25 protein-coding genes and 3 tRNA genes are annotated in these 26,487 nt (G+C 60.5%); 7 read left to right on the top strand and 21 right to left on the bottom strand.

All coding sequences use genetic code 11. The features are described from left to right. Positions 1–27 precede the first annotated feature (27 nt). The 6 genes from B9N88_RS28075 to rluD all read right to left on the bottom strand — a co-directional run bounded on the left by B9N88_RS28075 (position 28) and on the right by rluD (position 4,969). Positions 28–103, bottom strand: a tRNA-Lys gene (locus tag B9N88_RS28075). Between the two features lie 5 nt (positions 104–108). After that, a tRNA-Pro gene (locus tag B9N88_RS28070) sits at positions 109–185 on the bottom strand. A gap of 9 nt (positions 186–194) precedes the next feature. Then, positions 195–270, bottom strand: a tRNA-Asn gene (locus tag B9N88_RS28065). 303 nt (positions 271–573) lie between these two features. After that, a complete protein-coding gene (gene clpB / locus B9N88_RS28060) occupies positions 574–3,138 on the bottom strand; it encodes an ATP-dependent chaperone ClpB (RefSeq protein ID WP_027606841.1) in 2,565 nt (854 codons plus the stop codon). A 146-nt stretch (positions 3,139–3,284) separates the two neighbouring features. Then, positions 3,285–4,010 carry a peptidoglycan editing factor PgeF gene (gene pgeF / locus B9N88_RS28055; protein WP_027606842.1) on the bottom strand — a complete coding sequence of 242 codons (726 nt, stop codon included), beginning with the start codon at positions 4,008–4,010 and terminating at the stop codon, positions 3,285–3,287. Then, positions 4,007–4,969 (bottom strand): 23S rRNA pseudouridine(1911/1915/1917) synthase RluD, encoded by a 963-nt coding sequence (gene rluD, locus B9N88_RS28050; RefSeq protein WP_027606843.1) that lies wholly within the window; start codon positions 4,967–4,969, stop codon positions 4,007–4,009. Before rluD ends, pgeF begins: the two co-directional genes overlap by 4 nt. Positions 4,970–5,118: 149 nt before the next feature. On the opposite strand from rluD, the gene B9N88_RS28045 reads away from it, so the two are divergent. Together B9N88_RS28045 and B9N88_RS28040 are read left to right on the top strand one after the other, a co-directional pair. Beyond that, complete coding sequence (locus tag B9N88_RS28045) at positions 5,119–6,144, top strand: outer membrane protein assembly factor BamD (protein WP_027606844.1); 1,026 nt, start codon at positions 5,119–5,121, stop codon at positions 6,142–6,144. 125 nt (positions 6,145–6,269) lie between these two features. Then, positions 6,270–6,503: a PP0621 family protein gene (locus B9N88_RS28040; RefSeq protein WP_027606845.1), complete on the top strand. Its 234-nt coding sequence runs from the start codon at positions 6,270–6,272 to the stop codon at positions 6,501–6,503. Here the strand turns inward: B9N88_RS28040 and thiO are convergent. From thiO to pilV, 5 genes are all read right to left on the bottom strand, one after another. Beyond that, on the bottom strand, positions 6,490–7,599 hold the full coding sequence (thiO, locus tag B9N88_RS28035) for a glycine oxidase ThiO (protein ID WP_027606846.1): 1,110 nt from the start codon (positions 7,597–7,599) through the stop codon (positions 6,490–6,492). The two genes, B9N88_RS28040 and thiO, sit on opposite strands and share 14 nt — an antisense overlap. Before the next feature lie 62 nt (positions 7,600–7,661). Further along, positions 7,662–8,063, bottom strand: a complete 402-nt coding sequence (locus B9N88_RS28030; protein WP_027606847.1) for a type IV pilin protein — start codon at positions 8,061–8,063, stop codon at positions 7,662–7,664. Positions 8,064–8,074: 11 nt separating this feature from the next. Continuing rightward, positions 8,075–8,605 (bottom strand): PilX N-terminal domain-containing pilus assembly protein, encoded by a 531-nt coding sequence (locus B9N88_RS28025; RefSeq protein WP_027606848.1) that lies wholly within the window; start codon positions 8,603–8,605, stop codon positions 8,075–8,077. 7 nt (positions 8,606–8,612) lie between these two features. Continuing rightward, positions 8,613–9,314, bottom strand: a complete 702-nt coding sequence (locus tag B9N88_RS28020) for a prepilin-type N-terminal cleavage/methylation domain-containing protein (protein WP_027606849.1) — start codon at positions 9,312–9,314, stop codon at positions 8,613–8,615. Next, positions 9,311–9,796, bottom strand: coding sequence for a type IV pilus modification protein PilV (pilV, locus tag B9N88_RS28015; RefSeq protein ID WP_027606850.1), 486 nt, complete (start codon positions 9,794–9,796; stop codon positions 9,311–9,313). The genes B9N88_RS28020 and pilV overlap by 4 nt, the downstream gene beginning before the upstream one ends. A 203-nt stretch (positions 9,797–9,999) precedes the next feature. Between pilV and B9N88_RS28010 the strand changes: the two genes are divergently transcribed. Then, complete coding sequence (locus B9N88_RS28010) at positions 10,000–10,581, top strand: GspH/FimT family pseudopilin (protein ID WP_027606851.1); 582 nt, start codon at positions 10,000–10,002, stop codon at positions 10,579–10,581. Here the strand turns inward: B9N88_RS28010 and ispH are convergent. The 6 genes from ispH to murJ form a co-directional block, all read right to left on the bottom strand. Further along, positions 10,535–11,482 carry a 4-hydroxy-3-methylbut-2-enyl diphosphate reductase gene (ispH, locus tag B9N88_RS28005; protein ID WP_027606852.1) on the bottom strand — a complete coding sequence of 316 codons (948 nt, stop codon included), beginning with the start codon at positions 11,480–11,482 and terminating at the stop codon, positions 10,535–10,537. The two genes, B9N88_RS28010 and ispH, sit on opposite strands and share 47 nt — an antisense overlap. A 111-nt stretch (positions 11,483–11,593) precedes the next feature. Further along, on the bottom strand, positions 11,594–12,031 hold the full coding sequence (gene fkpB / locus B9N88_RS28000) for an FKBP-type peptidyl-prolyl cis-trans isomerase (protein WP_175472328.1): 438 nt from the start codon (positions 12,029–12,031) through the stop codon (positions 11,594–11,596). A gap of 7 nt (positions 12,032–12,038) precedes the next feature. Beyond that, a complete protein-coding gene (lspA, locus tag B9N88_RS27995; protein ID WP_027606854.1) occupies positions 12,039–12,551 on the bottom strand; it encodes a signal peptidase II in 513 nt (170 codons plus the stop codon). Further along, a complete protein-coding gene (gene ileS, locus B9N88_RS27990) occupies positions 12,544–15,375 on the bottom strand; it encodes an isoleucine--tRNA ligase (protein WP_027606855.1) in 2,832 nt (943 codons plus the stop codon). The genes lspA and ileS overlap by 8 nt, the downstream gene beginning before the upstream one ends. Before the next feature lie 14 nt (positions 15,376–15,389). Continuing rightward, positions 15,390–16,328, bottom strand: a complete 939-nt coding sequence (gene ribF / locus B9N88_RS27985; RefSeq protein WP_027606856.1) for a bifunctional riboflavin kinase/FAD synthetase — start codon at positions 16,326–16,328, stop codon at positions 15,390–15,392. A gap of 119 nt (positions 16,329–16,447) precedes the next feature. Continuing rightward, the gene (gene murJ / locus B9N88_RS27980; protein WP_027606857.1) at positions 16,448–17,986 is read right to left on the bottom strand and encodes a murein biosynthesis integral membrane protein MurJ; all 1,539 of its coding nucleotides are present in this window, start codon (positions 17,984–17,986) and stop codon (positions 16,448–16,450) included. Between the two features lie 253 nt (positions 17,987–18,239). Between murJ and rpsT the strand changes: the two genes are divergently transcribed. Then, positions 18,240–18,518 carry a 30S ribosomal protein S20 gene (rpsT, locus tag B9N88_RS27970; RefSeq protein WP_003188401.1) on the top strand — a complete coding sequence of 93 codons (279 nt, stop codon included), beginning with the start codon at positions 18,240–18,242 and terminating at the stop codon, positions 18,516–18,518. A 202-nt stretch (positions 18,519–18,720) separates the two neighbouring features. On the opposite strand, the gene B9N88_RS27965 is transcribed toward rpsT, so the two are convergent. Then, positions 18,721–19,206: an FKBP-type peptidyl-prolyl cis-trans isomerase gene (locus tag B9N88_RS27965; RefSeq protein WP_027606858.1), complete on the bottom strand. Its 486-nt coding sequence runs from the start codon at positions 19,204–19,206 to the stop codon at positions 18,721–18,723. Here B9N88_RS27965 and B9N88_RS27960 point away from each other — a divergent pair. The 3 genes from B9N88_RS27960 (at position 19,205) to B9N88_RS27950 (ending at position 22,574) form a co-directional block, all read left to right on the top strand. Continuing rightward, the gene (locus B9N88_RS27960; protein WP_143491275.1) at positions 19,205–19,495 is read left to right on the top strand and encodes a DUF3565 domain-containing protein; all 291 of its coding nucleotides are present in this window, start codon (positions 19,205–19,207) and stop codon (positions 19,493–19,495) included. The two genes, B9N88_RS27965 and B9N88_RS27960, sit on opposite strands and share 2 nt — an antisense overlap. A gap of 79 nt (positions 19,496–19,574) precedes the next feature. Continuing rightward, a complete protein-coding gene (pta, locus tag B9N88_RS27955) occupies positions 19,575–21,674 on the top strand; it encodes a phosphate acetyltransferase (RefSeq protein ID WP_027606860.1) in 2,100 nt (699 codons plus the stop codon). Beyond that, positions 21,675–22,574, top strand: coding sequence for an acyltransferase (locus B9N88_RS27950; protein WP_027606861.1), 900 nt, complete (start codon positions 21,675–21,677; stop codon positions 22,572–22,574). 111 nt (positions 22,575–22,685) lie between these two features. Here B9N88_RS27950 and cysN read toward each other — a convergent pair whose 3' ends face one another. From cysN to B9N88_RS27935, 3 genes are all read right to left on the bottom strand, one after another. After that, a complete protein-coding gene (gene cysN, locus B9N88_RS27945) occupies positions 22,686–24,584 on the bottom strand; it encodes a sulfate adenylyltransferase subunit CysN (RefSeq protein WP_027606862.1) in 1,899 nt (632 codons plus the stop codon). Positions 24,585–24,593: 9 nt separating this feature from the next. Next, on the bottom strand, positions 24,594–25,511 hold the full coding sequence (gene cysD / locus B9N88_RS27940; RefSeq protein ID WP_017137614.1) for a sulfate adenylyltransferase subunit CysD: 918 nt from the start codon (positions 25,509–25,511) through the stop codon (positions 24,594–24,596). A gap of 136 nt (positions 25,512–25,647) precedes the next feature. Then, positions 25,648–26,406 carry a Nif3-like dinuclear metal center hexameric protein gene (locus B9N88_RS27935; RefSeq protein WP_027606863.1) on the bottom strand — a complete coding sequence of 253 codons (759 nt, stop codon included), beginning with the start codon at positions 26,404–26,406 and terminating at the stop codon, positions 25,648–25,650. Positions 26,407–26,487 lie beyond the last annotated feature (81 nt).

Below are 26,487 nucleotides of genomic sequence, written 5' to 3'. Positions count from 1 at the left end.
GATTCCAGCGTTAACTGGTCTCAAAAATGGTGGGTCGTGTGGGATTCGAACCTACGACCAATTGGTTAAAAGCCAACTGCTCTACCAACTGAGCTAACGACCCAAATATGGTCGGGGTAGGGGGATTCGAACTCCCGACATCCTGCTCCCAAAGCAGGCGCGCTACCGGACTGCGCTATACCCCGGTTTGAAATTGGCTCCGTGACCAGGACTCGAACCTGGGACCCAATGATTAACAGTCATTTGCTCTACCGACTGAGCTATCACGGAACTACATATTTCAAAGTACAACTTTTACTGCTGTGTAACCTTCTCTTCGACCCTGTCCGTATCGCTACGTTAGCGTCTCTGAGGCGCGCTATTCTACAATCTTAAAAACCCCTGTCAACCCTTTAAATTGCTTTTAAGACAATGATTTGCGCTTCTTTCTGATTTCTTCTTGGGGAGAAGAAACCCGTGGGCTGACGTTGCTGCGGGGCGCACTTTACAAGCCTTTGCCTTACAGTTCAACGCCCTATCGAAAAAAAAGGCCCTGGGATGCAGGGCCTTCTCTTATTGCAGTGCAATCCGGGCTCAGTGGAAGACGATTTCGTCGTTCTCCACAGTCGCCTCGACGCTGGTGCCCGGCATAAAGCTGCCCGACAGGATCAACTGCGCCAGCGGGTTCTCGATCCAGCGCTGGATCGCACGTTTCAAAGGCCGTGCACCATACACCGGGTCGTAACCGACCGCGATCAGCTTGTCCAACGCCTCGCGGCTCAGTTCCAGCGACAACTCGCGTTCCGCCAGGCGACCGCGCAGACGCCCCAGCTGGATCTCGGTGATGCCCGCGATCTGATCCCGCGCCAATGGCTCGAAGATCACCACTTCGTCGACCCGGTTGATGAATTCCGGACGGAAGTGCGTGGTCAACGCATCCATTACAGCAGCGCGCTGGGCCTCACGATCACCTACCAGTTCCTGGATCTGCGCCGAGCCCAGGTTGGAGGTCATGACGATCACCGTGTTGCGGAAGTCCACAGTGCGCCCGTGGCTGTCCGTGAGTCGTCCATCTTCCAACACTTGCAGCAAGATATTGAACACGTCCGGGTGAGCCTTCTCCACCTCATCCAGCAGGATCACCGAGTAAGGCTTACGCCGCACGGCCTCGGTCAGGTAACCGCCCTCCTCGTAGCCCACATAGCCTGGTGGAGCCCCGATCAGGCGAGCCACCGAATGTTTCTCCATGAACTCGGACATGTCGATCCGTACCATGGCCTCTTCAGTATCAAAGAGGAACTCGGCCAGGGCCTTGCACAGCTCGGTCTTACCCACACCGGTCGGGCCGAGGAACATGAACGAGCCGCTCGGACGGTTCGGGTCGGACAAGCCGGCGCGGGAACGCCGTACCGCGTTGGACACCGCCACGACGGCCTCTTCCTGGCCGATCACGCGCTGGTGCAACAGGTGCTCCATCTTCAGCAGCTTGTCACGCTCGCCTTCGAGCATTTTCGACACCGGGATGCCGGTCCACTTGGACACGACTTCGGCGATTTCTTCCTCGGTCACCTTGCTGCGCAACAGCTGATTTTCAGCCTTACCGTGCTGGTCGACCATTTGCAGGCTGCGTTCCAGGTCCGGGATCACCCCGTACTGCAACTCGGCCATGCGGTTCAGGTCGCCTTTACGACGTGCGGCTTCCAACTCCTGGCGCGACTGCTCGATCTTTTGCTGGATCTGCGCAGAGCCCTGTACTTCGGCTTTTTCCGAGGTCCAGATTTCTTCGAGGTCCGAATACTCGCGCTCCAGGCGGACGATTTCCTCCTGGAGTTTTTCCAGGCGTTTCTTGGCCGCGTCGTCCTCTTCTTTCTTGAGGGCCTGGGATTCGACTTTCAGTTGAATCAGGCGACGATCCAGGCGGTCGAGCACTTCCGGCTTGGAATCGATCTCCATGCGAATGCGGCTGGCCGCTTCGTCGATCAAGTCGATGGCCTTGTCCGGCAATTGACGGTCGGTAATGTAGCGATGGCTCAATTTGGCCGCCGCAATGATCGCGCCGTCGGTGATCGCCACTTTATGGTGGACCTCGTAGCGCTCTTTCAGGCCCCGCAGGATCGCGATGGTGTCCTCTTCGCTCGGTTCTTCCACCAGGACTTTCTGGAAACGCCGCTCAAGGGCCGCATCTTTCTCAATGTACTGGCGATATTCGTTAAGCGTGGTAGCACCGACACAATGCAACTCACCCCGCGCCAAGGCGGGCTTGAGCATGTTGCCAGCATCCATGGAGCCCTCGCCTTTACCGGCGCCGACCATGGTGTGCAGTTCGTCGATAAACAGAATGATCTGCCCTTCCTGCTTCGACAGTTCATTAAGCAGGGATTTCAGGCGCTCTTCGAATTCACCGCGGAACTTGGCACCGGCGATCAATGACCCCATATCCAGGGACAGCAGGCGCTTGCCTTTAAGGCCGTCCGGCACTTCACCATTGATGATGCGTTGGGCCAGGCCTTCGGCAATCGCGGTTTTACCCACGCCAGGTTCACCGATCAACACCGGGTTGTTCTTGGTGCGACGCTGCAGAACCTGGATGGTGCGACGAATTTCATCGTCACGGCCGATCACCGGGTCAAGCTTGCCCTCTTCGGCACGCTTGGTCAGGTCGACGGTGTACTTGTCCAGGGCCTGGCGCGACTCCTCGTGGTTAGGGTCGTTAACCGCATCACCGCCACGCAGGTTGTTGATGGCGTTTTCCAGGGCTTTCTTGCTCACACCCTGGCCAAGCAACAACTTACCAAGCTTGCTGTTCTCGTCCATGGCGGCGAGCAACACCAGTTCACTGGAGATGAACTGGTCCCCCTTCTGCTGGGCCAGGCGGTCGGCCTGGTTAAGCAGGCGCGCCAGATCCTGCGACATATTCACGTCGCCGGTAGGGTTTTGGATTTTCGGCAGTTGGTCGAGCTCTTTGCTCAACTCCTTGCGCAGGCTGTTGACATCAAAGCCCACCTGCATCAGCAAGGGCTTGATAGAACCACCTTGCTGTTCCAGGAGTGCCTGCATCAAGTGCGCAGGCTCGATGGCCGGGTGGTCAAGACCCACCGCCAAGGATTGGGAGTCCGATAAGGCCAACTGCAATTTGCTGGTTAAACGATCAATACGCATTAGTCACCTTCCTTTTGAGCAGGCCGGAGCTATAAAACATCCTGAATGAAGAAACCTGCCAGATACCCTTATAGATGGGGTGGATTCTGGAAGATTCAAGCGAGCGGCGGTTGATATGGATCAGCGTTGACCCAGATCAGCAGAGTCTAGCGCTCAAGCCAGATAAGGGAGGCAAAACGTCCGGTGCGGGGGCTGCGCCGGTACGAAAAGAAGCGCGGGTCGGTCACGGTGCAGAAGCCACCACCATAAACCGCGGTGACACCCCGCGCAACAAGGCGCAGGCGGGCCAACTGATAGATGTCGGCCATGAATTTGCCAGGATTGCGGCTTGGTACAAAGGCTTCGGCAGTTGTCGGCAGGTGCTGCATGAAGGCTTCACGCACTTCAGGGCCAACCTCAAAGGCTTGCGGGCCAATCGCCGGGCCCAGCCATACCAGGATGTCCGAGGGCTCTGCATCGAGGCTTTCGAAGGCCGCTTCCAGCACACCCGCCGCCAGCCCACGCCAACCGGCATGGGCCGCAGCCACACGAGTGCCGGCACGGTTGCAGAACAACGCAGGCAGGCAATCGGCGGTCATCGCGGTGCAGGCGATGCCGGGGGTGCTGCTCCAACTGCCGTCGGCTTCGGCGGTGCGGCCAGGGTCGGCCTCGACCACATCCACGCCATGGACCTGGCGCAGCCAGGCCGGCTGAATATCAAAGGCTTCGGTAAGGCGACGTCGATTCTCAAGGACGGCCTCAAGACTGTCCTCAACGTGATCGCCCAGGTTAAGGCTGTCGAACGGCGCCTGGCTGACGCCGCCCGTTCGGGTAGTCACACAGGCTTTCACCCCGACAGGCGCGGGCCAGTCAGGAATCAGCCAGTCATTCATCCGACAAACGCCTCGCGATCCTGCTTGAGCAGCGACAGCAACCAGACAAAATCGTCTGGAAGTGGCGATTCCCAGCTCATGCGCTTACCGCTCGTCGGATGGTCCAGCTCCAGGAAACGTGCATGCAAGGCCTGGCGCGGGAACGTCTTGAGCGATTCGACCATGGTCTGGCTCGCCGCAGGCGGAATGCGGAAGCGGCCGCCATAGGCCGGATCGCCCACCAACGGGAAGTTGATGTGGGCCATATGCACGCGAATCTGGTGGGTACGACCGGTTTCCAGCTTGACCCGCACATGGGTGTGGGAACGGAAACGCTCGAGCACGCGGTAGTGGCTCACCGCCTGCTTGCCGCCTTCCATCACCGCCATACGCTGGCGCTGCTGGCCGTGGCGACCGATCGGGGCATTGATCTTGCCGCCAGCCACGACCACACCGATCACGATGCATTCGTAGATACGACTAACGCTACGGCTCTGCAATTGCGTAACCAGTTGCGTCTGCGCCTGAATGGTCTTGGCCACCACCATCAAGCCAGTGGTGTCCTTGTCCAGACGGTGCACGATGCCGCAACGCGGCACGTTGACGATGTCGGGGATGTGGTGCAACAGGGCATTGAGCAAGGTGCCATCAGCGTGCCCGGCCGCCGGGTGAACCACCAGGCCTGCGGGTTTGTTGATGACCAGGATGTCGTCGTCTTCATAGACGATATCCAGCTCGATGTCCTGGGCGACCCATTCTCCCTGGGCTTCCTGCTCGGCAGTCAGCTCAAGAATCGCACCGCCATGGACTATGTCTCGCGGGCGGATAACCGCTCCATCCACAGTCAGGCGGCCGTCTTTGATCCAGGCGGAAAGGCGCGAGCGCGAGTGCTCAGCGAATAATTGTGCGGCGACTTGATCGAGGCGTTGGCCGCCCAATTCGGACGGCACCTCTGCGCGAAGTTCAATTTTATCGGACATGCTCAGACTAGGCGTGGCACAGCCTTTGGTTTCGGCTGCGCGCTTGTGGTTAAATACGGCGTCTTTTGCCCCGAGGCTTTCAACGGGGCGCTCATCATAACAGGACGGCCCCGCCCAAGACAGCGGCCGTCATAGGGACGCAAGCCGCCATGCAAGTGAAACACCTGCTGCTGATCGCCATCCTCGCCATGACTGCTGCTTGCTCGTCAACAAAGGAAGTCGTCGACGAAAACCTGAGCGAAGTCGAGCTGTACCAACTGGCACAGAAAGACTTGGACAATAATAGCTACACCAGCGCCACAGCGAAGCTGAAGGCCCTGGAGTCGCGCTATCCGTTCGGGCGCTACGCCGACCAGGCCCAGCTTGAGCTGATCTACGCCAACTACAAGAACGCCGAGCCGGAGGCTGCGAAGTCCGCCGCCGAGCGCTTCATCCGCCTGCACCCGCAACACCCGAACGTGGACTACGCCTACTACATGAAGGGCCTGACCTCGTTCGACCAGGATGTTGGCCTGCTGGCGCGCTTCCTGCCGCTGGACATGACCAAGCGAGACCCAGGCGCCGCTCGCGACTCCTACAACGAGTTCGCCCAGTTGACCAGCCGCTACCCAAACAGCCGCTACGCGCCGGACGCCAAGCAGCGCATGATCTACCTGCGTAACCTGCTGGCTTCCTACGAAATCCACGTGGCCCACTACTACCTGACCCGCCAGGCGTATGTAGCTGCCGCCAACCGTGGTCGTTATGTGGTGGAAAACTTCCAGGAAACCCCTTCCGTGGGTGACGGCCTGGCGGTGATGACCGAGGCTTACCAACGTCTGCACCTGGACGACCTGGCCAGCACCAGCCTGGAAACCCTGAAGCTCAACTACCCTGATCACCCGAGCCTGAAAGACGGCCAGTTCGTGCCTCAGGTTGCCGAAGCGGACAACCGCTCGTGGCTGAGCAAGTACACCCTGGGCCTGATCGAGTCGCGGCCGCCGTTGCCGCCGGGCGAAACTCGCGCCAACCAGGACGTGATCAAGCAGTTCCAGGATGCCAAGGAAGCCATTCCTTCGGACCTCAAGCCGCACGATGAGAACGGCGACGTGATCGAAGAAGAAGAGCCGCAGGCCCTGGGCAACAACCAGGACCGCTCGTGGTTCAGCTACATGACCTTCGGTGTGTTCGACTGAGCCTGTCGACGCAACGCAAAAAGGAGCCTTTCGGGGCTCCTTTTTTATGGGCAAGGATTATTGCGCTGTGCGCCTGCCACGTCCTTGGCTAAACTGGCGCATTCCTTATCGAGAAACCGCCCATCATGCTTCGTCTTCTGTTCTGGATTGCCGTTATTGCTGCCGCGGTATGGTTCTGGCGCAAATTCAAAAGCCCGACCGCCAGGCAGCAACGCACCAGCGAGCCCGGCGCTGCGTTGATGGTGCGCTGCGCACACTGCGGCGTGCACTTGCCACAGGATCGCGCCCTGAGTTCGCGCCAGGAGTGGTATTGCACCCAGGCGCATCTGGAGCAAGGACCGAAGTCTATCCAGCGTTGATCCGACCTTCGGGGGCATAGGGTGCCGGATCGATGATCGGCGCACGCTCCAGTAGCAAATCAACAAATAACTGGCACGATGCCGGCGCCAGGACCAACCCGTTGCGGTAATGCCCGCAGTTGAGCCACAGCCCATTGAAGCCGGGTACCCGACCGATATAGGGGATGCCCTCCGGCGAGCCGGGCCGCAAGCCGGCCCAATGCCCCACCACTTCGGCGTCGGCCAGGGCGGGAATCAGTTCCACAGCCGAAGCCTTGAGGCTTTCCAGCGCGGTGTCGGTTGGCGTCTTGTCGAACCCCTCATGTTCCAGCGTGCTGCCGATGAGGATGTGCCCATCGCGCCGAGGGATCGCATAACGCCCTTTGGCCAGGACCATGCTCGACAGGAAGTCCGACGCGCATTTGTACAAAATCATCTGCCCCTTGACCGGCTCTACCGGCAGCGCCAAGCCCAGTGTGCCGAGCAACTCGCCGCTCCACGCCCCCGCTGCAAGCACCACCTGATTCCCCAGAATCGGCCCCTCTGCCGTATCCACGCCCACTACGTTGCCGCCATCCAGAACAAAACCAGTCACTGTGCACTGTTCGTGAACGGTCACGGCAGGCAGGGCCAATAGCGCGGCCTTCAGGGATTTGACCAGGCGCGGGTTGCGCACGTTGGCCACGTTGGCCATATAGATCGCCTGGGAATACCCGCCACCCAAGACAGGAACCGCATCATGGGCGGCAGACACATCGACCTTGCTCAAAGGCCGCCCTTCACGAGCAGCCCAGTCCAGCGCCTCGGCTTCATCGTCCAGGTCCAGCCAGTACAACCCCGTGGTATGGACCTCCGGATCGACACCGGTAGCAGCAAACAGCCGCTCAGCCAGTTGCGGATAAAAATCCTGGGACCAATGGGCCAACGCTGTGACCGCCGGGCTATAGCGCCACGGATACAGTGGCGAAACAATGCCTCCGCCCGCCCATGACGACTCCTGCCCCACACCGGCACGCTCCAGCAGGATCACAGCCTGCCCCTGGGTTGCCAGATTGAACGCCGTCAACAAGCCGATGACTCCGCCACCGACAATCACCACTTGCTGTTGCTTAGCCATCATTTGATCCAGTCGATAAATAGGAATAAACGCGCCCGGCGCCCAATCATCCAGCACCCTCATCATTGCCCCCAGCATGTCTGGCGCGACATTTCAGGTGCCGCCCCCGGATTGCCACGCGCACCGCTGCTGTCCAGGCTGAAGTCACCGCAAGGGTCGCCGGCCATCAACGAATCGGCGCCCGGTGTAGCAACCAGGTAGAAATCCTGAGGGTTCAACGCTGCGGTGATTCTATAGCGATCATTGCCCGTACTGACGCCGCTTGCGTCAATAAAAGTGCCGTTCCTCGTATGAAACCGCTCCAGGTGCTGAGCCTGCTCGGTCAACAGCGCGACGATTTCCGCGCGATAGACCTTTTTCACATGGCCGGTGTACCCGGGGTAAGCGATTCCGGCCAGAAACGCGATGATCGCCACGGCGATCAATAGCTCGATCAGGGTAAAACCCTGGCTGTCCATGCCCATTCCATTGCTCCTTATTGAAGTTGCCGCCACGAAACCCGCCGAAACCGCGAGCCGCTCTCGTCCTCCACCCGCGCATATACGCTCTCCAATACGGTGCGCGATTGACCACTGAGCCCGACCGCTGTTACCCGGTACAACGTCGCCAGGGCTTGCGGCGGCACATGCGGCAGCCCTGCACCAGGCCCCAGGGACTGAATACCGTACAGCCCACCCTTGATGGCAACCCAGTTAACCGATGACACAGGATGGGGACCGGCACCCACCACCGAAAACGCTTCATCCGGTGGCCCGCAGGCAGCGATCGACTGGCACTGCGGCAAGGCCGCGCCCTGTCGCCTCACACCTTGCTCGCCCAGCCTCAAACCACTTTCTGCGGTTTGCAGCGACTGGTTGCGGTGCCACAGGCTACCGGTGATCTTTTGCTGGGTGACCGCCCCCTGTATCGAAGACAGGCCGATCAACGACAACAGCAGCAAAAACACCAGGCTTATCAGCAGGACCATCCCCCCCTGCCGCGAAGAAACACCCCCAGCAAACACCATGGTCGCCCTAGCCCACACGGTTTCGCAGCGCCGCCACGACGCTGTAGGTTTGATCTTTTACCCGCCCCGTCGGGTCTTGCAGCGTCATGCGGATGCGCACACTGCGGATCAAGGACTCATCGGTCGGGATAGCGTCATAACGCACAACCCGAACTGACGCCGGGCTGGCAGCCACGCCGAAACTGACATCGAAAGCCCGTACGTTATCCACCAACACAGCCCTGGCCGGCGAGGAAAGCGTGCTGACCTTCAACTGGCCCACCTCGAAGGTGTAGGTCAGTTGCCGAATCGCAAAACGAATCTGCCCGGGAGCAGGCGCAGGTGAGCTGCCTGAATAGGCTTGGGCGCCAGCAGTGCAGTCGGAGAGCACCGTCCAGTCAGGCCTGCCGCCGCCCACATCGGCAGTGACCAGCGTCAGCGACTTTGAACTGCCCCCGGCATTCCAGCTGACCGGCCTTTCAAAGGCTGGCGGGGCATTCTCGATAAAGGCCGGCGCCAAACAGCCAAACATGCCCGCCTGGCGAATGTCCCGGATCATCTTGCCGAGCACAAACCGCGCATCATCCTGCAGCAACATGGCCGCCTGCTGGCTGGCGTGGGTCGCTCGGGAATTGATCAGCACCTGGCTCCCGCCAAGCACCAGCACCAAACCGACGGCCAGGGCCAGCAACAATTCCACCAGGCTGAAACCTCTAACCCGATGCCTCATTGCATCACCCCCGGCTCATTGTCGATGCGACTGGTCAGGGTGAAGGTTTCCCGCGCGCCAGGCGTGTTTGCACCCCGGCTGTCATCCCAACTGATACTGACAGTCACTTCATCTGCACTGACCGCCACGGAGCCTTTGCCGCTCTCCCCGGCAAAACCGCGAATATTGGCTTCAAAATCATGCAGGTCCACGTCACGCACGCTGGTGGTCGCGGTACTGGCCGGCGCTCGAGCGCCACGACGCAACGAGTAGTCGGCACCGGAATTGGCACGGATTCGGTCAAGCATATCGTAGGCGATGAAACTGGCCTGGCTGGTCATCCTCGAACTGTCGGTGTACTTGAGGGCGTTGAGCTGGAGCATCACTGCACCTAACAGCCCGACGGCGAGAATCAGCACCGCCACCAGCACTTCAATCAATGTCATGCCGATTTGGTACCGAGTAAAAGTCGGGAAGAAACAGGTTTTCAGGCAGGCAGGCATTACCGTCGTCATCCGTGTCGAGGGCCGAAAAAAGCAGGAAAACCCTGCTGTGCCCCCCAAGACTAGCGTCGGTTTTTCGCCGGCGCTGGCTACGGAACAAAGGGAAATACTTTGGACATAAAGGCCATCATTCGACACTCCGAGCCGGACGCTATACCTATGTCTCAACCCTGTATGTACACACGCCCACGGAGGGACGGCCTATGGAGCAACGAGGTTTCACCCTGATCGAACTGCTGCTCGGACTGATCGTGAGCGGCATCCTGGCGCATCTGGCTACGCCCAGTTTCACCGGCCTGCTGGAATCACAGCAGCGACAAAGCGCGGCGCAATCACTGACAAACGGATTTCGCTTCGCACGCACTGAAGCCATCACGCGTAACCGCGCGGTGGTCATCCACGCACTGGACGATGACTGGAGCCGGGGTTGGCGGGTCGTGCTGGATGTAAGCGAGCGTGGCCATCTGGACGACGACAACCCGGTGTTACTGCAGCGCCAGGGCAGTGGACGGGTGCCGATCGTCGGGAATGGACCGGTCAAAAGCCAGGTACGCTTCAGCGGATTGGGCGAGCCGGTATTTGCTGGGGGAGGTTTTCGTGCCGGCACTGTACATATATGCGCCACGGACTCGGTACAGAGCCTGTACCAGGTAGTGCTGGCGCCCAGTGGGCGCATCAGCCTGCGCAGCGATAGAGCCGAACAGGCGTTGTGCCGAAGTTACTCCGGCACCCTGGCATTCAGAGCAGCGAGCGAACCCGCAGCTCCTTGGGCATGGAGAAAGTGATGTTCTCTTCACGACCGGCCAACTCATCGGCGCCCGTAGCCCCCCATGCATGCAACTGCTGGATGACGCCGCGCACCAGGACTTCCGGGGCCGAAGCGCCCGCCGTGATGCCAATACGCTCGACACCATCGAACCAGCTGCGCTGCATATCTTCAGCACCGTCGATCAGGTACGCCGGTGTCGCCATGCGTTCGGCCAATTCGCGCAGGCGGTTGGAATTGGAGCTGTTAGGACTGCCGACCACCAGCACTACATCGCATTCATCGGCCAACTGTTTGACTGCATCCTGGCGGTTTTGGGTGGCGTAGCAGATGTCGTCCTTGCGTGGCCCACCAATGGCCGGGAAGCGGCTGCGCAGCGCGTCGATGACGCGACTGGTGTCGTCCATGGACAAGGTGGTCTGGGTCACGAACGCCAAACGCTCAGGGTTGTGAACCTGCAAGCTGGCGACGTCTTTTTCGTCTTCCACAAGGTAGATGGCGCCACCATTGCTGCCGTCGTATTGGCCCATGGTGCCTTCGACTTCCGGGTGACCGGCATGGCCAATCAGGATGCATTCGCGACCATCACGGCTGTAGCGCGCGACTTCGATATGCACCTTGGTGACCAGCGGACAGGTGGCGTCGAATACTTTCAGGCCACGGCCAGCCGCTTCGGTACGCACTGCCTGGGAAACACCGTGGGCGCTGAAGATAACGATAACGTCGTCCGGCACCTGCTCCAGTTCTTCGACAAAGATGGCGCCACGTGCGCGCAGGTCTTCGACCACGAACTTGTTATGGACGACCTCATGGCGCACATAGATCGGCGGCCCGAAGACTTCCAGGGCGCGGTTGACGATTTCGATCGCCCGGTCCACGCCGGCGCAGAAGCCACGGGGGTTGGCGAGTTTGATTTGCATGCTGTGCCTCGTGTCTGGCGCTTGGGCCAGAGTTGATGCTACTGAACTGACAATGGCGACCAAAGGCGGGAGCGGGCTTGCCCCCTCCCACATTTTAGCTCGGGGCGTTGATCAAAGAGCTTTAACGTCGATGATTTCAACGTCGAACGTCAAGGTTTTACCGGCCAACGGGTGGTTGAAGTCGATAGTTACCTGCGCGTCATCGAAGGTTTTGACCACACCGGGCAGCTCGGTATTCGCCGCATCGTTGAAGATCACCAGCAAGCCTTCCGACAGATCCATGTCCTGGAACTGCGAACGCGGGATGATCTGCAGGTTTTGCGGGTTGGGCTGGCCAAAGGCGTTTTCCGGCAGGATCTGCAGGGTGCGCTTGTCGCCGGCCTTGAAACCGAACAGGGCCGCTTCAAAACCCGGTAACAGGTTGCCGTCGCCGACCTTGAAGGTCGCCGGGGCTTTGTCGAACGTGCTGTCGACCGTGTCGCCATTCTCCAGGCGCAGTGCGAAATGCAAGGTGACTTCCGTGTTCTGGCCGATGCGTTGCTCAGCCAATACCTGATCAGTCATTGACGGTCTCTCCGGTTTTCTTACTTTTGAACATGTCCAGCGCCAGCATGATTGCACCGACGGTGATGGCGCTGTCGGCAAAATTGAACGCCGGGAAGTAATGGCGGTTCTGCCAATGCACCAGGATGAAGTCGATCACATGGCCCAGGGCTATACGGTCGTACAGGTTGCCCAGGGCGCCGCCCAACACCAGGGCCAAGGCGATGGCCAGCCAGGTGTCATCGCGCCCCAGGCGCTTGAGCCAGACCACGAGCACCGCACTGACCACCACCGCGATCAGGGCGAACAGCCAGCGCTGCCAGCCGCCACCGTCAGCCAGGAAGCTGAAAGCGGCGCCAGTGTTGTAGGCCAGGGTCCAGCTGAAGTAATCCGGGATCACCACGATTTGCTGGAACATTTCCAGGGAGCCCTCGAAATGAGCCTTGCTGACCTGGTCGATGACCAGGACCAGCACACTCAGTACGAGCCAGCCCAGACGTCCGAAACGACTGGCTGCATTAGGCATAGTGGCGAACCTCGCCTTCACCGGAAATGTTGTCGACGCAACGACCGCAGATTTCCGGATGCTCAGGGTTCACCCCGACGTCTTCACGGCAGTGCCAGCAACGGGCGCACTTAGGGAAGGCCGACTTGACAACCTTGAGCTTGAGGCCCGGCACTTCGGTGGCCACGGCGTCCGCCGGTGCCAGGGCAAACGGTGCCAGGCTCGCAGTGGAAGTGATCAACACGAAGCGCAGTTCGTTACTCAGCTTGGCCAGGTCGGCAGTCAGGCCTTCCTCGGCAAACAAGGTGACTTCGGCCTGGAGGTTGCCACCGACGGCCTTGGCCGCACGCTGAACCTCCAGCTCCTTGTTCACCGCAACCTTGACGGCCATTACGCCTTCCCAGTAGTCGCGGCCCAGTTCGAAGTCGGCCGGCAGTTCGGTCAAGCCTTCGTACCAGGTGTTGAGCATGACGGACTCGTTACGCTCGCCCGGCAGGTATTCCCACAGTTCGTCGGCGGTGAAGGCCAGGATCGGTGCGATCCAGCGCACCAGCGCTTCGGAGATGTGGTACAGCGCGGTCTGCGCCGAACGGCGGGCCTTGCTGTTGGCACCGGTGGTGTACTGGCGGTCCTTGATGATGTCGAGGTAGAAACCACCCAGCTCCTGCACGCAGAAGTTGTGGATCTTCGAGTACACGTTCCAGAAGCGGTATTCGCCGTAGTGCTCCTGCAACTCGCGCTGCAGCAACAGGGTACGGTCCACGGCCCAACGGTCCAGGGCGAGCATGTCCTCGGCCGGCAGGATGTCGGTGGCCGGGTTGAAACCGGTCAGGTTCGACAGCAGGAAGCGCGCGGTATTACGGATACGGCGGTAGGCATCGGCGCTGCGGGCCAGGATCTGGTCCGACACGGCGATCTCGCCGGAGTAATCGGTCGACGCCACCCACAGGCGCATGATGTCGGCGCCCAAGGTGTCGTTGATCTTTTTCGGCTCGATCACGTTCTTCAGCGACTTGGACATCTTGCGGCCCGTCTCGTCGACGGTGAACCCGTGGGTCAGCAGCTCGCGGTATGGCGCGTGGTTGTCGATGGCGCAACCGGTCAGCAGCGACGAGTGGAACCAGCCCCGGTGTTGGTCGGAGCCCTCCAGGTACAGGTCGGCACGCGGGCCGGTCTCGTGACCCATCGGGTGCGAGCCGCGCAGCACGTGCCAGTGGGTGGTACCGGAGTCGAACCACACGTCGAGGGTGTCGCTGATCTTGTCGTACAGCGGCGCTTCGTCACCCAGCAACTCGGCGGCGTCCAGCTTGAACCAGGCTTCGATGCCTTCCTGTTCGACACGCTGGGCCACCACTTCCATCAGTTCGACGGTGCGTGGGTGCAGCTCGCCGCTTTCCTTGTTGAGGAAGAACGGGATCGGCACGCCCCAGTTACGCTGACGGGAGATGCACCAGTCCGGACGGTTGGCGATCATCGAGTGCAGGCGCGCCTGGCCCCAGGCCGGGACGAACTTGGTGTCTTCGATAGCCTTGAGCGAGCGCACACGCAGGGTGTCGCCGCTGGTCGGCTCTTTGTCCATGCCGATAAACCATTGCGCGGTGGCGCGGTAGATCAGCGGGGTCTTGTGGCGCCAGCAGTGCATGTAGCTGTGCTTGATGGTGTCGGTTTGCATCAGCGCACCGACTTCACGCAGCTTGTCGATGATCGGCTGGTCGGCCTTGAAGATGAACTGGCCGCCGAAGAACTCCAGCGAAGGCACATAAACACCGTTGCTTTGCACCGGGTTGATGATCTCATCGTTGACCATGCCGTACTTCTTGCAGATCACGAAGTCGTCCACGCCATAGGCAGGCGAGCAGTGAACAATGCCCGTACCCGAACCCAGCTCGACGTAGTCAGCCAGGTACACCGGCGACAGACGGTCATAGAACGGGTGACGGAAGTTGATCAGCTCCAGCGCGGAACCGGTAGTGGTGGCAATCACCGAACCTTGCAGCTCGTAGCGAGCCAGGCACGCTTCGACCATTTCCTCGGCCAGCACCAGCAGGCGATCACCGACGTCCACCAAGGCGTAGGTGAATTCCGGGTGCACGTTCAGCGCCTGGTTGGCGGGAATGGTCCACGGGGTGGTGGTCCAGATCACGATGGCAGCCGGCTTGCTCAGGCTTGCCAGGCCAAAGGCCTCGGCCAGCTTGGCGTCGTCGGCGATCGGGAAGGCCACGTCGATGGTCGAGGACTTCTTGTCTTCGTATTCGACTTCCGCTTCAGCCAGGGCCGAGCCGCAATCGAAGCACCAGTTCACGGGCTTGAGGCCCTTGAACACGAAACCGCCCTTGACGATTTCGGCCAAGGCACGGATTTCACCGGCCTCGTTCTTGAAGTTCATGGTTTTGTACGGGTTGTCCCACTCGCCCAGCACACCCAGGCGGATGAACTCGGACTTCTGCCCTTCGATCTGCTCGGCAGCGTAGGCACGGCACAGTTCGCGGGTTTTATCCGCGCCCAGGTTCTTGCCGTGGGTCACTTCGACCTTGTGTTCGATCGGCAGGCCGTGGCAGTCCCAACCCGGGACATACGGCGCGTCAAAACCCGCCAGGGTTTTCGAGCGCAGGATCATGTCCTTGAGAATCTTGTTCAGCGCATGACCGATGTGAATCGTGCCGTTGGCATAAGGAGGGCCGTCGTGCAGGACGAATTTCGGACGATCCTTGCCAATTTCGCGCAACTTTCCGTACAGGCCAATACTGTCCCAGCGCTGCAGGATCTGCGGTTCGCGCTGTGGCAGGCCGGCCTTCATTGGGAAGGCGGTGTCCGGAAGGTTTAACGTGGCTTTATAGTCGGTCATTTAAGGCTCTTCGGTTAGCGATGGGCGCTAGGTGCGGCTAGTGCACGGGCGGCGGCGACATCCGCATTGATCGCCGTTTTCAACGCCTCAAGCGAGGCGAAACGCTGCTCTTCACGCAGCTTCTGGTGGAAAACCACCGTCAAACGCCGGTCATACAGATCACCGGCAAAATCCAAAAGGTGAACTTCCAGGTGGGCCTTGCCATCACCTGCAACCGTGGGCCTGACGCCTATGTTGGCGACTCCCGGCCACGGCTGGCCGTCGATGTCGACGCTGACCAGGTAAACCCCGGTGAGCGGCACACGGCGGCGCTTGAGTTGCACGTTGGCGGTTGGCGTGCCCAGTTGGCGCGCCAGCTTCTGGCCGTGCAGTACCCGCCCGGCAATGCGGAACGGGCGACCGAGCAAACGCTCGGCCAAGGCGAAGTCGGCAGCGGCCAGGGCGTTCCGCACCTGGGTGCTGCTCACGCGCAGGCCGTCCAGTTCGACGGTTTGCGCGGCTTCGACGGTAAAGCCCTGGGTGATACCGGCGTGTTGCAGGAACTCGAAATCCCCGACCCGGTCGCAGCCAAAACGGAAGTCGTCGCCGACCTCCAAATGTTGTACGCCCAGGCCGTCTACCAGTATGCGGTCGACGAACTCGGCAGCGCTGAGACTTTGCAAACGCTGGTTGAAAGCCAGGCAGAGGACGCGGTCCACGCCTTCTTCGGCCAGCAGTTGCAGCTTGTCCCGCAGACGGGCCAGACGTGCCGGTGCCGTTTCCGGGGTGAAATATTCCCGCGGCTGCGGCTCGAAAATCACCACGCAGCTGGGTACGCCCAACTCGACCGCACGCTCGCGCAGCCGGGCCAGGATAGCCTGGTGGCCACGGTGAACACCGTCAAAGTTGCCAATAGTGGCGACGCAGCCCCGATGCTCAGGGCGCAGGTTGTGGAGACCTCGAACCAGCTGCATAACGCGCTTCTTGCTCATAAAGTGGTCGATTATAACCACACCCGGCCCCGGACGACAGGCAACAGCGCAGGGCAAATGGATCGAATCGATAAAACAACCGTTTTATCGCGGCAAACTCTCTAGCTCAACGACTTGCGATTGAAATCCCGCAGGCGGAAGCCTTGCAGCAGCAACATCCCGAAGTACACCACCACGCCGGCCACGACCAGCACGCCCAGGCGCATGAAGCGCTCCAGCATATGCCCCTCATCCCAGGCCGGCATGAAGTGCATCAGGCCGAGCAATACCGCCGACATCATCGCAACGGCCACCAACAACTTGAGGGCGAACATGCCCCAGCCAGGCTGAGGCTGGAACATCTGTTGTTTGCGCAGCTGATAAAACAGCAGGCCGGCATTGATGCACGCACCGGCACTGATGGCCAGGGCCAGGCCGGCGTGGGCCAGCGGACCGATAAACACCAGGTTGAGCAGTTGCGTGACGATCAGGGTGAAGATCGCGATCTTTACCGGCGTGCGGATGTTCTGCTGGGCATAGAAGCCAGGCGCCAGCACCTTGATCACGATGATGCCGAGCAGCCCGACGGAATAAGCCACCAGCGCATGCTGGGTCATCAACGCGTCATGGGCATCGAATTGCCCGTATTGGAACAGCGACACCGTCAGCGGCTCGGCCAGGATCCCCAACGCCAGTGCGCACGGCAGCACCAGCACGAAACACAGGCGCAGTCCCCAATCGAGGATGCGCGAGTATTCCTGGCGATCCTTGCTGGCATAGGTGCGTGCCAGCGTCGGCAGCAAAATGGTGCCGAGGGCTACGCCCAGCACGCCGGACGGCAGTTCCATGAGGCGGTCGGCGTAATACATCCATGACACCGAGCCGGATACCAGCAGCGAGGCGAACGCGGTGTTGATGATCAGGGAAATCTGGCTCACCGACACCCCAAGGATCGCCGGCAACATATTGCGCATCACGCGCCAGACGCCGGTGTCCTTGAGGTTCAGTCGCGGTAATACGAGCATGCCGATCTTTTTCAGGTGCGGCAGCTGGTAGAGCAACTGCGCCAGGCCACCGGCCAGCACGGCCCAGCCAAGGGCCATGACCGGCGGATCGAAGTAAGGTGTCAGGAACAGCGCAAAGATAATCATGCTGACGTTAAGCAGCGTCGGCACGAACGCCGGTACCGAGAAACGGTTCCAGGTGTTGAGGATCGCACCGGCCAGGGATGACAGTGAGATCAGCAATATATAAGGAAAGGTCACCCGCAACAGATCAGTGGTCAGCGCGAATTTTTCCGGCGTATTGGCAAAACCCGGCGCCGTGGCCCAGATCACCCAGGGCGCGGCGAGCATGCCGACGAGGGTCACCAGCATCAACACCAGGGTCAGCAGGCCCGAAACGTAGGCGATAAAGGTCCGGGTCGCCTCCTCACCCTGTTGAGTCTTGTATTCGGCCAGAATCGGCACGAACGCCTGGGAAAACGCGCCCTCGGCAAAGATCCGTCGCAGCAGGTTGGGCAGTTTGAAGGCAATAAAGAACGCATCCGTGGCCATGCTGGCGCCGAAGATACGCGCCAGCAGGGTGTCACGCACAAACCCCAAAATCCGGGAGATCATCGTGATAGAGCTGACGGCGGCCAACGATTTGAGCAGATTCATTGAAAGAGTTTGCGCCTATAGATAAAGAGCAGGCGAACTAAGCGCCTACTTATGCGATACTGCGCGCCTGCAACAGCACAGCGCCAAAGCTCGCGAGTTTACAGGTCAAGCGCCGGAAATAAATCACCCGCCTCTTCAGATCGACCACTCAGCAGTTCGCATCAGCCGGCCTTGACAACACATCAAGTCATCGGCATGATTCGCGGCCTATTTTGTTTGCTATTTCCTAAAAAGTCTTTCGAGGAGCTCGACGGTGGCCAACACACCTTCCGCCAAAAAACGTGCAAAACAGGCTGAGAAGCGTCGCAGCCACAACGCCAGCCTGCGTTCCATGGTTCGTACCTACATCAAGAATGTAGTTAAAGCCATCGACACCAAAGACGCTGAAAAAGCTCAAGCAGCTTACGTTCTGGCTGTGCCAGTTATCGACCGTATGGCCGATAAAGGCATCATCCACAAGAACAAGGCCGCTCGTCATAAGAGCCGCCTGAACGGCCACATCAAGGCTCTGAGCGTTCCTGCTGCAGCCTAAGTGGTAGCAACTGCAACGCAACCCCGGTTGCGAAACAGTTAAGAAATGCCCCATACCGAAAGGTCTGGGGCATTTTTGTTTGTGCCTGAAAATACACCACGATCAAAATGTGGCCGGGGTATCCGGTAGAGATTTTCAAGCGCACAAAAAAACGCCCCGAACCAGCCGGGGCGTTTTTGCTACCACTTGATCAAAACATCAATCAATGGTGATGACCGCCTTCACCGTGGACGTGACCGTGGGCCACTTCTTCCTGGGAAGCGTCGCGGATGGCAACGATCTTCACTTGGAAGTTCAGGCGCTGGCCAGCCAGAGGGTGGTTGCCGTCGACGGTGACGTCGTCGCCGTCCAGGTCACGGATGGTGACGATCTGCATTTGACCGTCCGGCGCGGAAGCGTGGAACTGCATGCCCACTTCCAACTCATCAACACCTTCGAACATGCTGCGGCTCAGGGTGCTGACCAGTTCGGCGGAGTATTCGCCGTAGGCATCTTCAGGTTCTACGGCAACGGTCAGCTCATCACCGACGCTCTTGCCTTCCAGAGCCTTTTCCAGGCCTGGGATGATGTTACCTGCGCCTTGCAGGTAGACCAGCGGCGCGCCGCCGGCTGAGCTGTCGATGACCTCACCAGCGTCGTTGGTCAGGGTATAGTCGATGGAGACAGCCTTGTTAGCGGCGATCGTCATGGGGCGAGACCTTTTGCATAAGAATGAAGAACGGACAAGTCTAAACAAGGATTTGCCCGAAAGCGAACAGAACCCGGACGGACGGGGCCGATCAACGGCATCCTTGATCATCGGCTTCCACCAGGACGAGGAGGGTCACTGGGTTGCCGAGCTGTCCTGCGGCCACACCCAGCACCTGCGCCACCAGCCGCCATGGCAGTCTCGCGCCTGGGTACTCGACGCCACACAGCGCCTGGAAAAAATAGGCCAGCCCTTTGCCTGCGGCTGGTGTGCGCAAGCGCTCGAATAACGATAACCTTGGCGCCTGATTCCCGGTAGGCACTCAACCATAGGGCGCCACCGAAGCCATGCACCTCCAGAGAATTCGCATGCAGACTTTTTTTATCGCGCCCACCGATTTTGGTGTGGGTCTGACCTCCATCAGCCTTGGGCTGGTGCGTACCCTTGAGCGAGCCGGCCTGAAAGTCGGTTTTTTCAAGCCGATTGCCCAGCCACATCCCGGCGATACCGGCCCCGAACGCTCCACCGAGCTGGTGGCTCGCACCCATGGCCTCAAGCCGCCACAACCGCTAGGCCTGGCTCACGTGGAACGCATGCTCGGCGACGGCCAGCTCGACGAGCTGCTCGAAGAAATCATCACCCTTTATCAGCAGGCCGCCGTGGGCAAGGACGTGCTGATCGTCGAAGGCATGGTACCGACCCGCAGCGCCAGCTATGCGGCCCGGGTCAACCTGCACCTGGCCAAGAGCCTGGATGCGGAAGTGATCCTGGTCTCGGCCCCGGAAAACGAAGTGCTCACCGAACTCTCCGGCCGCGTGGAACTGCAGGCCCAGTTGTTCGGCGGCCCGAAAGACCCGAAAGTGCTCGGCGTGATCCTGAACAAGGTGCGCACCGACGAAAGCATGGAAGCCTTCTCGGCGCGCCTCAAGGAGCATTCGCCCTTGCTGCGCAGCGGTGATTTCCGCCTGCTCGGCTGCATTCCTTACCAGCCGGAACTCAACGCGCCGCGCACCCGCGACGTGGCCGACCTGATGGGCGCGCAGATCCTCAACGCCGGCGACTACGAAACCCGACGCATGACCAAGATCATCATCTGCGCCCGCACCATGCGTAACACCGTGGAGCTGCTCAAGCCCGGCGTGCTGGTGGTGACCCCCGGCGACCGTGACGACATCATCCTCGCCGTCAGCCTGGCCGCGATCAACGGCGTGCCCCTGGCCGGCCTGCTGCTGACCAGCGACACCCTGCCCGACCCGCGCATCATGGAGCTGTGCCGCGGCGCCTTCCAGGCCGGGTTGCCGGTGCTGTCGGTGAGTACCGGTTCCTACGAGACCGCCAACCTGCTCAACAACCTCAACAAGGAAATCCCCATCGATGACCGCGAGCGCGCGGAGATCATCACCGATTTCGTCGCCAGCCACCTCGATGCGCGCTGGCTGCACCAGCGTTGCGGCACGCCACGGGAGATGCGCCTGTCGCCGGCGGTGTTCCGCTACCAGCTGATCCAGCGCGCCCAGGCGGCCAACAAACGCATCGTGCTGCCCGAGGGCAGCGAACCGCTGACCGTGCAAGCCGCCGCCATCTGCCAGGCCCGGGGCATCGCGCGCTGCGTGCTGCTGGCCAAGCCGGCTGACGTAGAAGCGGTCGCGCGCGCCCAAGGCATCGAATTGCCCGAAGGCCTGGAGATTCTCGACCCGGACCTGATTCGCCAGCGCTACGTGGAGCCCATGGTTGCCCTGCGCAAGAGCAAGAGCTTGAATGCGCCGATGGCCGAGCAGCAACTGGAAGACACCGTGGTGATCGCCACCATGATGCTCGCACTGGATGAAGTGGACGGCCTGGTCTCCGGGGTTATCCACTCCACCGCCAACACCATTCGCCCGGCCCTGCAGTTGATCAAGACCGCACCGGGCTGCACCCTGGTGTCGTCAGTGTTCTTCATGCTGTTTCCCGAGCAGGTGCTGGTCTACGGCGACTGCGTAATGAATCCGCACCCAAGCGCCGCCGAACTGGCGGAAATCGCCTTGCAAAGCGCCGACTCGGCCGCTGCCTTCGGTATCACCCCGCGTGTGGCGATGATCAGCTACTCCAGCGGCGACTCGGCCAGCGGTGAGGAAGTGGAGAAAGTCCGCGAAGCCACCCTGCTCGCCCATGAACAGCAAAGCTCACTGCTGATCGACGGCCCGCTGCAATACGACGCCGCCGCCAACGAAACCGTCGCCCGCCAACTGGCCCCCGACAGCCTGGTCGCCGGCAAAGCCACCGTGTTTGTGTTCCCGGACCTGAACACCGGCAACACCACGCACAAGGCCGTGCAACGCAGTGCCGATTGCGTCAGCCTGGGGCCGATGCTCCAAGGCCTGCGCAAACCGGTCAACGACCTGCCACGGGGTGCCCAGGTCGACGACATCGTGTACACCATCGCGCTGACTGCGATCCAAGCCGCCAACCGACCTATGGATATCTAAATGCTGGATTTTCTACCTGCCGCCGTACGCGGGGTGATCGCGTCCTTGTTGCTGGCGCTGAACACGATCCTGCTGTGCTCATTCCTGTTCATCGTGGCGCTGTTCAAGGCGCTGCCCTTCGCCAAGGGCTTCAGCGAATGGCTGATGAACCACACCCATGAAGCCTGGGTCACCAACAACAAAGGTTGGATGAACCTGGTGTGCAGCACCCGTTGGCACCTTAAAGGCCTTGAAGGCCTGGACTACCAGCACTCGTACCTGGTGACCAGCAACCATCAGAGCTGGGTCGACATCATGGTCCTGCAATATGTGCTCAATCGTCGGATTCGCCCGCTGAAGTTCTTCCTCAAGCAGGAGTTGATCTGGGTGCCGGTGATTGGCCTGGCGTGGTGGGCACTGGGCTTTCCCTTCATGAAGCGCTACACCAAGGCCTACCTGGAAAAACACCCGGAGAAGAAAGGCAAGGACCTGGAAACCACTCGCAAGACCTGTGCGAAGTTTCGCGACAACCCGGTGGGTATTTTCAACTTTGCCGAAGGCACGCGTTTTACACCGGGCAAGCATGCGCAGCAGAAGTCGCCGTTTCGCTACCTGCTCAAGCCCAAGGCGGGTGGTATCGCGTTTGTGCTGGATGCCATGGGAGAACAGCTGAAATCACTGGTCAATGTGACCATTCACTACCCTGGCGGGCGCCCGGGGTATTGGGACTTGCTGTGCGGGAATGTGAAGGACGTTGTGGTGCAGTTTGAAGAGGTGCAGATTCCGGCCGAGTTTATCGGCAGGAATTATGAGCAGGATGGGGAGTATCGGTTGGCGTTCCAGGGGTGGATCAACCAACTGTGGGAAGAGAAGGATGCGTTACTGGACACGCTGCATAAAGACTTCCCAGACAAACGATGATCAAAATGTGGGAGAGGGCTTGCCCTCGATAGCAGTGTGTCAGTCAGTACATCTGTCACTGATCCACCGCTATCGGGGGCAAGCCCCCTCCCACATTTGACTGCGCGAGGCTTAGATCGCGCCGCGCTGACGCAACAGCTCCAGCACTTGCTTGACGCTGTCTTCCAGCGACAAGGCCTGGGTGTCGATTACCAGGTCGGCATTCAACGGCACGTCGTACGGGAAGGATTCGCCAGGGATGTTATCCCCACCCGCCGCGTACAAGCCCTGCGGATCACGCTCGGCGCACACCTGCGGGGAGGCCTGCACGTACACGGTCAACAGGCGGTCGCTGCCAATCAGCGCCTTGGCCTGTTCACGGCCTTCGGCATCCGGGGCAACGAACGCGGCCAGGGTCAGCAGGCCGGCTTCGTTGAACTGACGCGCCACGTGAGCGGCACGGCGCCAGTTTTCGGTACGCCCGGCACGGTCCTGGGGCAAGCCCTTGTTCAGGTCGTGACGCAGGTTCTGGCCATCCAGCACGAACACCGCACGGCCCATGTCGAACAGCTTGCGCTCGACCGCATAGGCCAGGGTGCTCTTGCCCGCGCCTGACAGACCGCTGAACAACACGGTAGCCGGTTGCTGGCCGAAACGCTGGGCGCGCTCCTCGGTGGCGACATGGGCCAACTTGCCGTGATGCGCCGCACTGCCGTGGGTGACCGGCGGCGCGATGATCATGCCGGCGCCCACGGTGCCGTTGGTCAAGCGGTCGATGACGATAAACGCACCGGTGGTGCGGTTGCTGTCATAGCCATCCAACGCGATGGCGGCGTCGAGGCTGACCTTGACCCGGCCGATCTCGTTCAACTGCAGCGAACTCGCCGGGCCTTCGGCCAGGGTGTTCACGTCCACACGGTGCACGATGCTGGTGATGGAACCCGGCACGTAGCTGGTGGCGCGCTTGATGTCGTATTTCTTGCCCGGCAGCATCGGCTCTTCGGCCATCCACACCAGCATGGCGTCGAAGGCGTCGGTCACTTGCGGCACGTTGTCGGCATGCACCAGCAGGTCGCCACGGGAGATGTCGATCTCGTCTTCCATGGTCAGGGTCACGGCCTGGCCTGGGCCGGCGTGTTCCAGCTCACCTTCGAAGGTGACGATGGATTTGACGCGGCTGCTCTTGCCCGACGGCAGTACCACGACTTCGTCGCCCTTGTGCACGATGCCGCTGGCCAGGGTGCCGGCGAACCCACGGAAGTTCAGGTTCGGACGGTTGACGTACTGCACCGGGAAACGCAGGTCGGTGTAGTTGCGGTCGTTGGCGATCTCGACGGTCTCGAGGATCTCCATCAGCGACTGGCCGGTGTACCAGGGCGAGTGCTCGCTCTTGTTCACCACGTTGTCGCCCTTGAGCGCCGACATCGGCACGAATGCCATGGTGCTCGGCTTGAAGGCGATGCCCTCGGCGAACTTCAGGTAATCGGCCTTGATCGACTCGAACACGCCTTGGTCAAAGCCATTGATGTCCATCTTGTTGACGGCGATCACGATGTGCTTGATGCCCAGCAGCGAAGCGATATAGCTGTGGCGACGGGTCTGGGTCTGCACGCCGTAGCGTGCGTCGATCAGGATGATCGCCAGGTCACAGGTGGATGCACCGGTGGCCATGTTGCGGGTGTACTGCTCATGGCCGGGGGTGTCGGCGATGATGAATTTGCGCTTGGCGGTAGAGAAGTAGCGGTAGGCGACATCGATGGTGATGCCCTGCTCACGCTCGGCCTGCAGGCCGTCGACCAGCAACGCCAGGTCGATGTCGTCACCGGTGGTGCCGGACTTTTTCGAGTCACGGGTGATGGCTTCCAAGTGATCTTCGTAGATCATCTTGGAGTCGTGCAGCAGGCGCCCGATCAGGGTGCTCTTGCCGTCGTCGACGTTGCCACAGGTCAGGAAGCGCAACATTTCCTTGCGCTCGTGCTGGCCCAGGTAGGCGAGGATGTCCTCGCTGATCAAATCAGATTGATGCGACATGACAGCCCCTTAGAAATAGCCTTGACGTTTTTTATCTTCCATCGAGCCTGCACCATCGTGGTCGATGACACGGCCCTGGCGCTCGGAAGTTCGCGTCAGGAGCATTTCCTGAATGATGTCCGTCAGCGTCTCGGCTTCGGACTCCACCGCGCCCGTCAACGGGTAGCAGCCAAGGGTACGGAAACGTACTTTCTTTTTGACGATTCGGGCTTTGTCTTCGTCGGACAGGTGCTCGAGGATGCGGTCGTCGTCGATCATGATCAACGTGCCGTTCTTCTCGATGACATCGCGTTCGGCGGCGAAGTACAGCGGCACGATCGGGATGCCTTCCAGGTAGATGTACTGCCAGATGTCCAGCTCGGTCCAGTTGGACAGCGGGAACACACGGATCGACTCGCCCTTGTTGACGTTGCCGTTGTAGACGTTCCACAGCTCCGGGCGCTGGTTCTTCGGGTCCCAGCGGTGCTTGCTGTCGCGAAACGAGTACACGCGCTCTTTGGCGCGGGATTTCTCTTCATCGCGACGGGCACCGCCGAAGGCCGCGTCGAAACCATGCTTGTCCAAGGCCTGCTTGAGGCCTTCGGTCTTCATGATGTCGGTGTGCTTGGCGCTGCCGTGGGTGAACGGGTTGATGCCCTGCGCCACGCCATCCGGGTTGACATGGGTGATCAGGTCCAGGCCCAGTTCCTCGACCATTTTGTCGCGGAACTTGTACATCTCCTGGAATTTCCAGCGGGTGTCGACGTGCATCACCGGGAACGGCAGCTTGCCCGGGAAGAAGGCCTTGCGCGCCAGGTGCAGCATCACGGCGGAGTCTTTACCGATCGAGTAGAGCATCACCGGGTTATCGAACTCGGCGGCGACCTCGCGGATGATGTGGATGCTTTCCGCCTCCAGCTGTTTCAGATGCGTCAGTTTGTCGACCATGGTTACTCACGGAAAAACGATCTTATGGACGGCCAGCGGGCCGTGTTCGAGCGGGGCATGCTAGCACAGCACCTTCTTCTATTCAGGGCGCCAGCTAGATCGAAACGGTATATCAATATGCCCCAAGGTTTGGCCATCAAATCGGGTTGGGGCAATCGATGAACAGATGCTCCAGGGCGAAGCGCCGCGCCAGGTAATCGCCCAGCGCCTGTACGCCGTAACGTTCGGTGGCGTGGTGGCCGGCGGCGATAAAGCTGATGTCGTTTTCCCGGGCACTGTGGAAGGTTTGCTCGGAAGCTTCGCCGCTCAGGAACAGATCGACGCCCGCGGCGATGGCGTTGTCGATGTAACCCTGGCCGCCACCGGTGCACCAGCCGACGCGGCGGATCATCTGGCTGCCTTCGATCAGCAGCGGCTCGCGGCCCATCACGTCCTGCACACGCCGGGCGAAGTCGCGGGGCGACAGCGGTTCGACGAGCGAGCCGACCAGGCCGACGACCCTGGGGTTGCTCGGGTCCAGTGGGCCTTCGACGGTGATATCCAACTGGCGGGCGAGTTGCACGTTATTGCCAACGTCGGGGTGCAGGTCCAGCGGCAGGTGGTAGGCCAGCAGGCTGATGTCGTGTTTGAGCAGGGTTTTCAGGCGGCGTTGCTTCATGCCGGTGATACAGGGGCTTTCGCCTTTCCAGAAATAACCGTGATGCACCAGGATCAAATCGGCCTGGGCTTCGACGGCCGCGTCCAGCAGGGCCTGGCTGGCAGTGACGCCGCTGACGATGCGCATCACTTGCGGCCGCCCCTCGACCTGCAGGCCATTGGGGCAGTAATCGGCAATCTTTGCGCTGCCGAGGTAGCGGTCCGCTTCCTCGACGAGGGTGGTAAGGGGGACGGCCATAAAAGACTCCTAAATATCCCGTTCCGAGGCGCTCGCAGCCTCGTATAATGCGCGACATTATGGGCGCTCTCCCGCCCCCTG

It is taken from the genome of Pseudomonas sp. LAMO17WK12:I1 (assembly GCF_900177315.1).
In the GTDB taxonomy this organism is placed as follows: Bacteria; Pseudomonadota; Gammaproteobacteria; order Pseudomonadales; family Pseudomonadaceae; genus Aquipseudomonas; species Aquipseudomonas marginalis.
The sequence above is the reverse complement of the archived record's forward strand: the minus strand, read 5'-3'. Positions and strand labels throughout refer to the sequence as shown.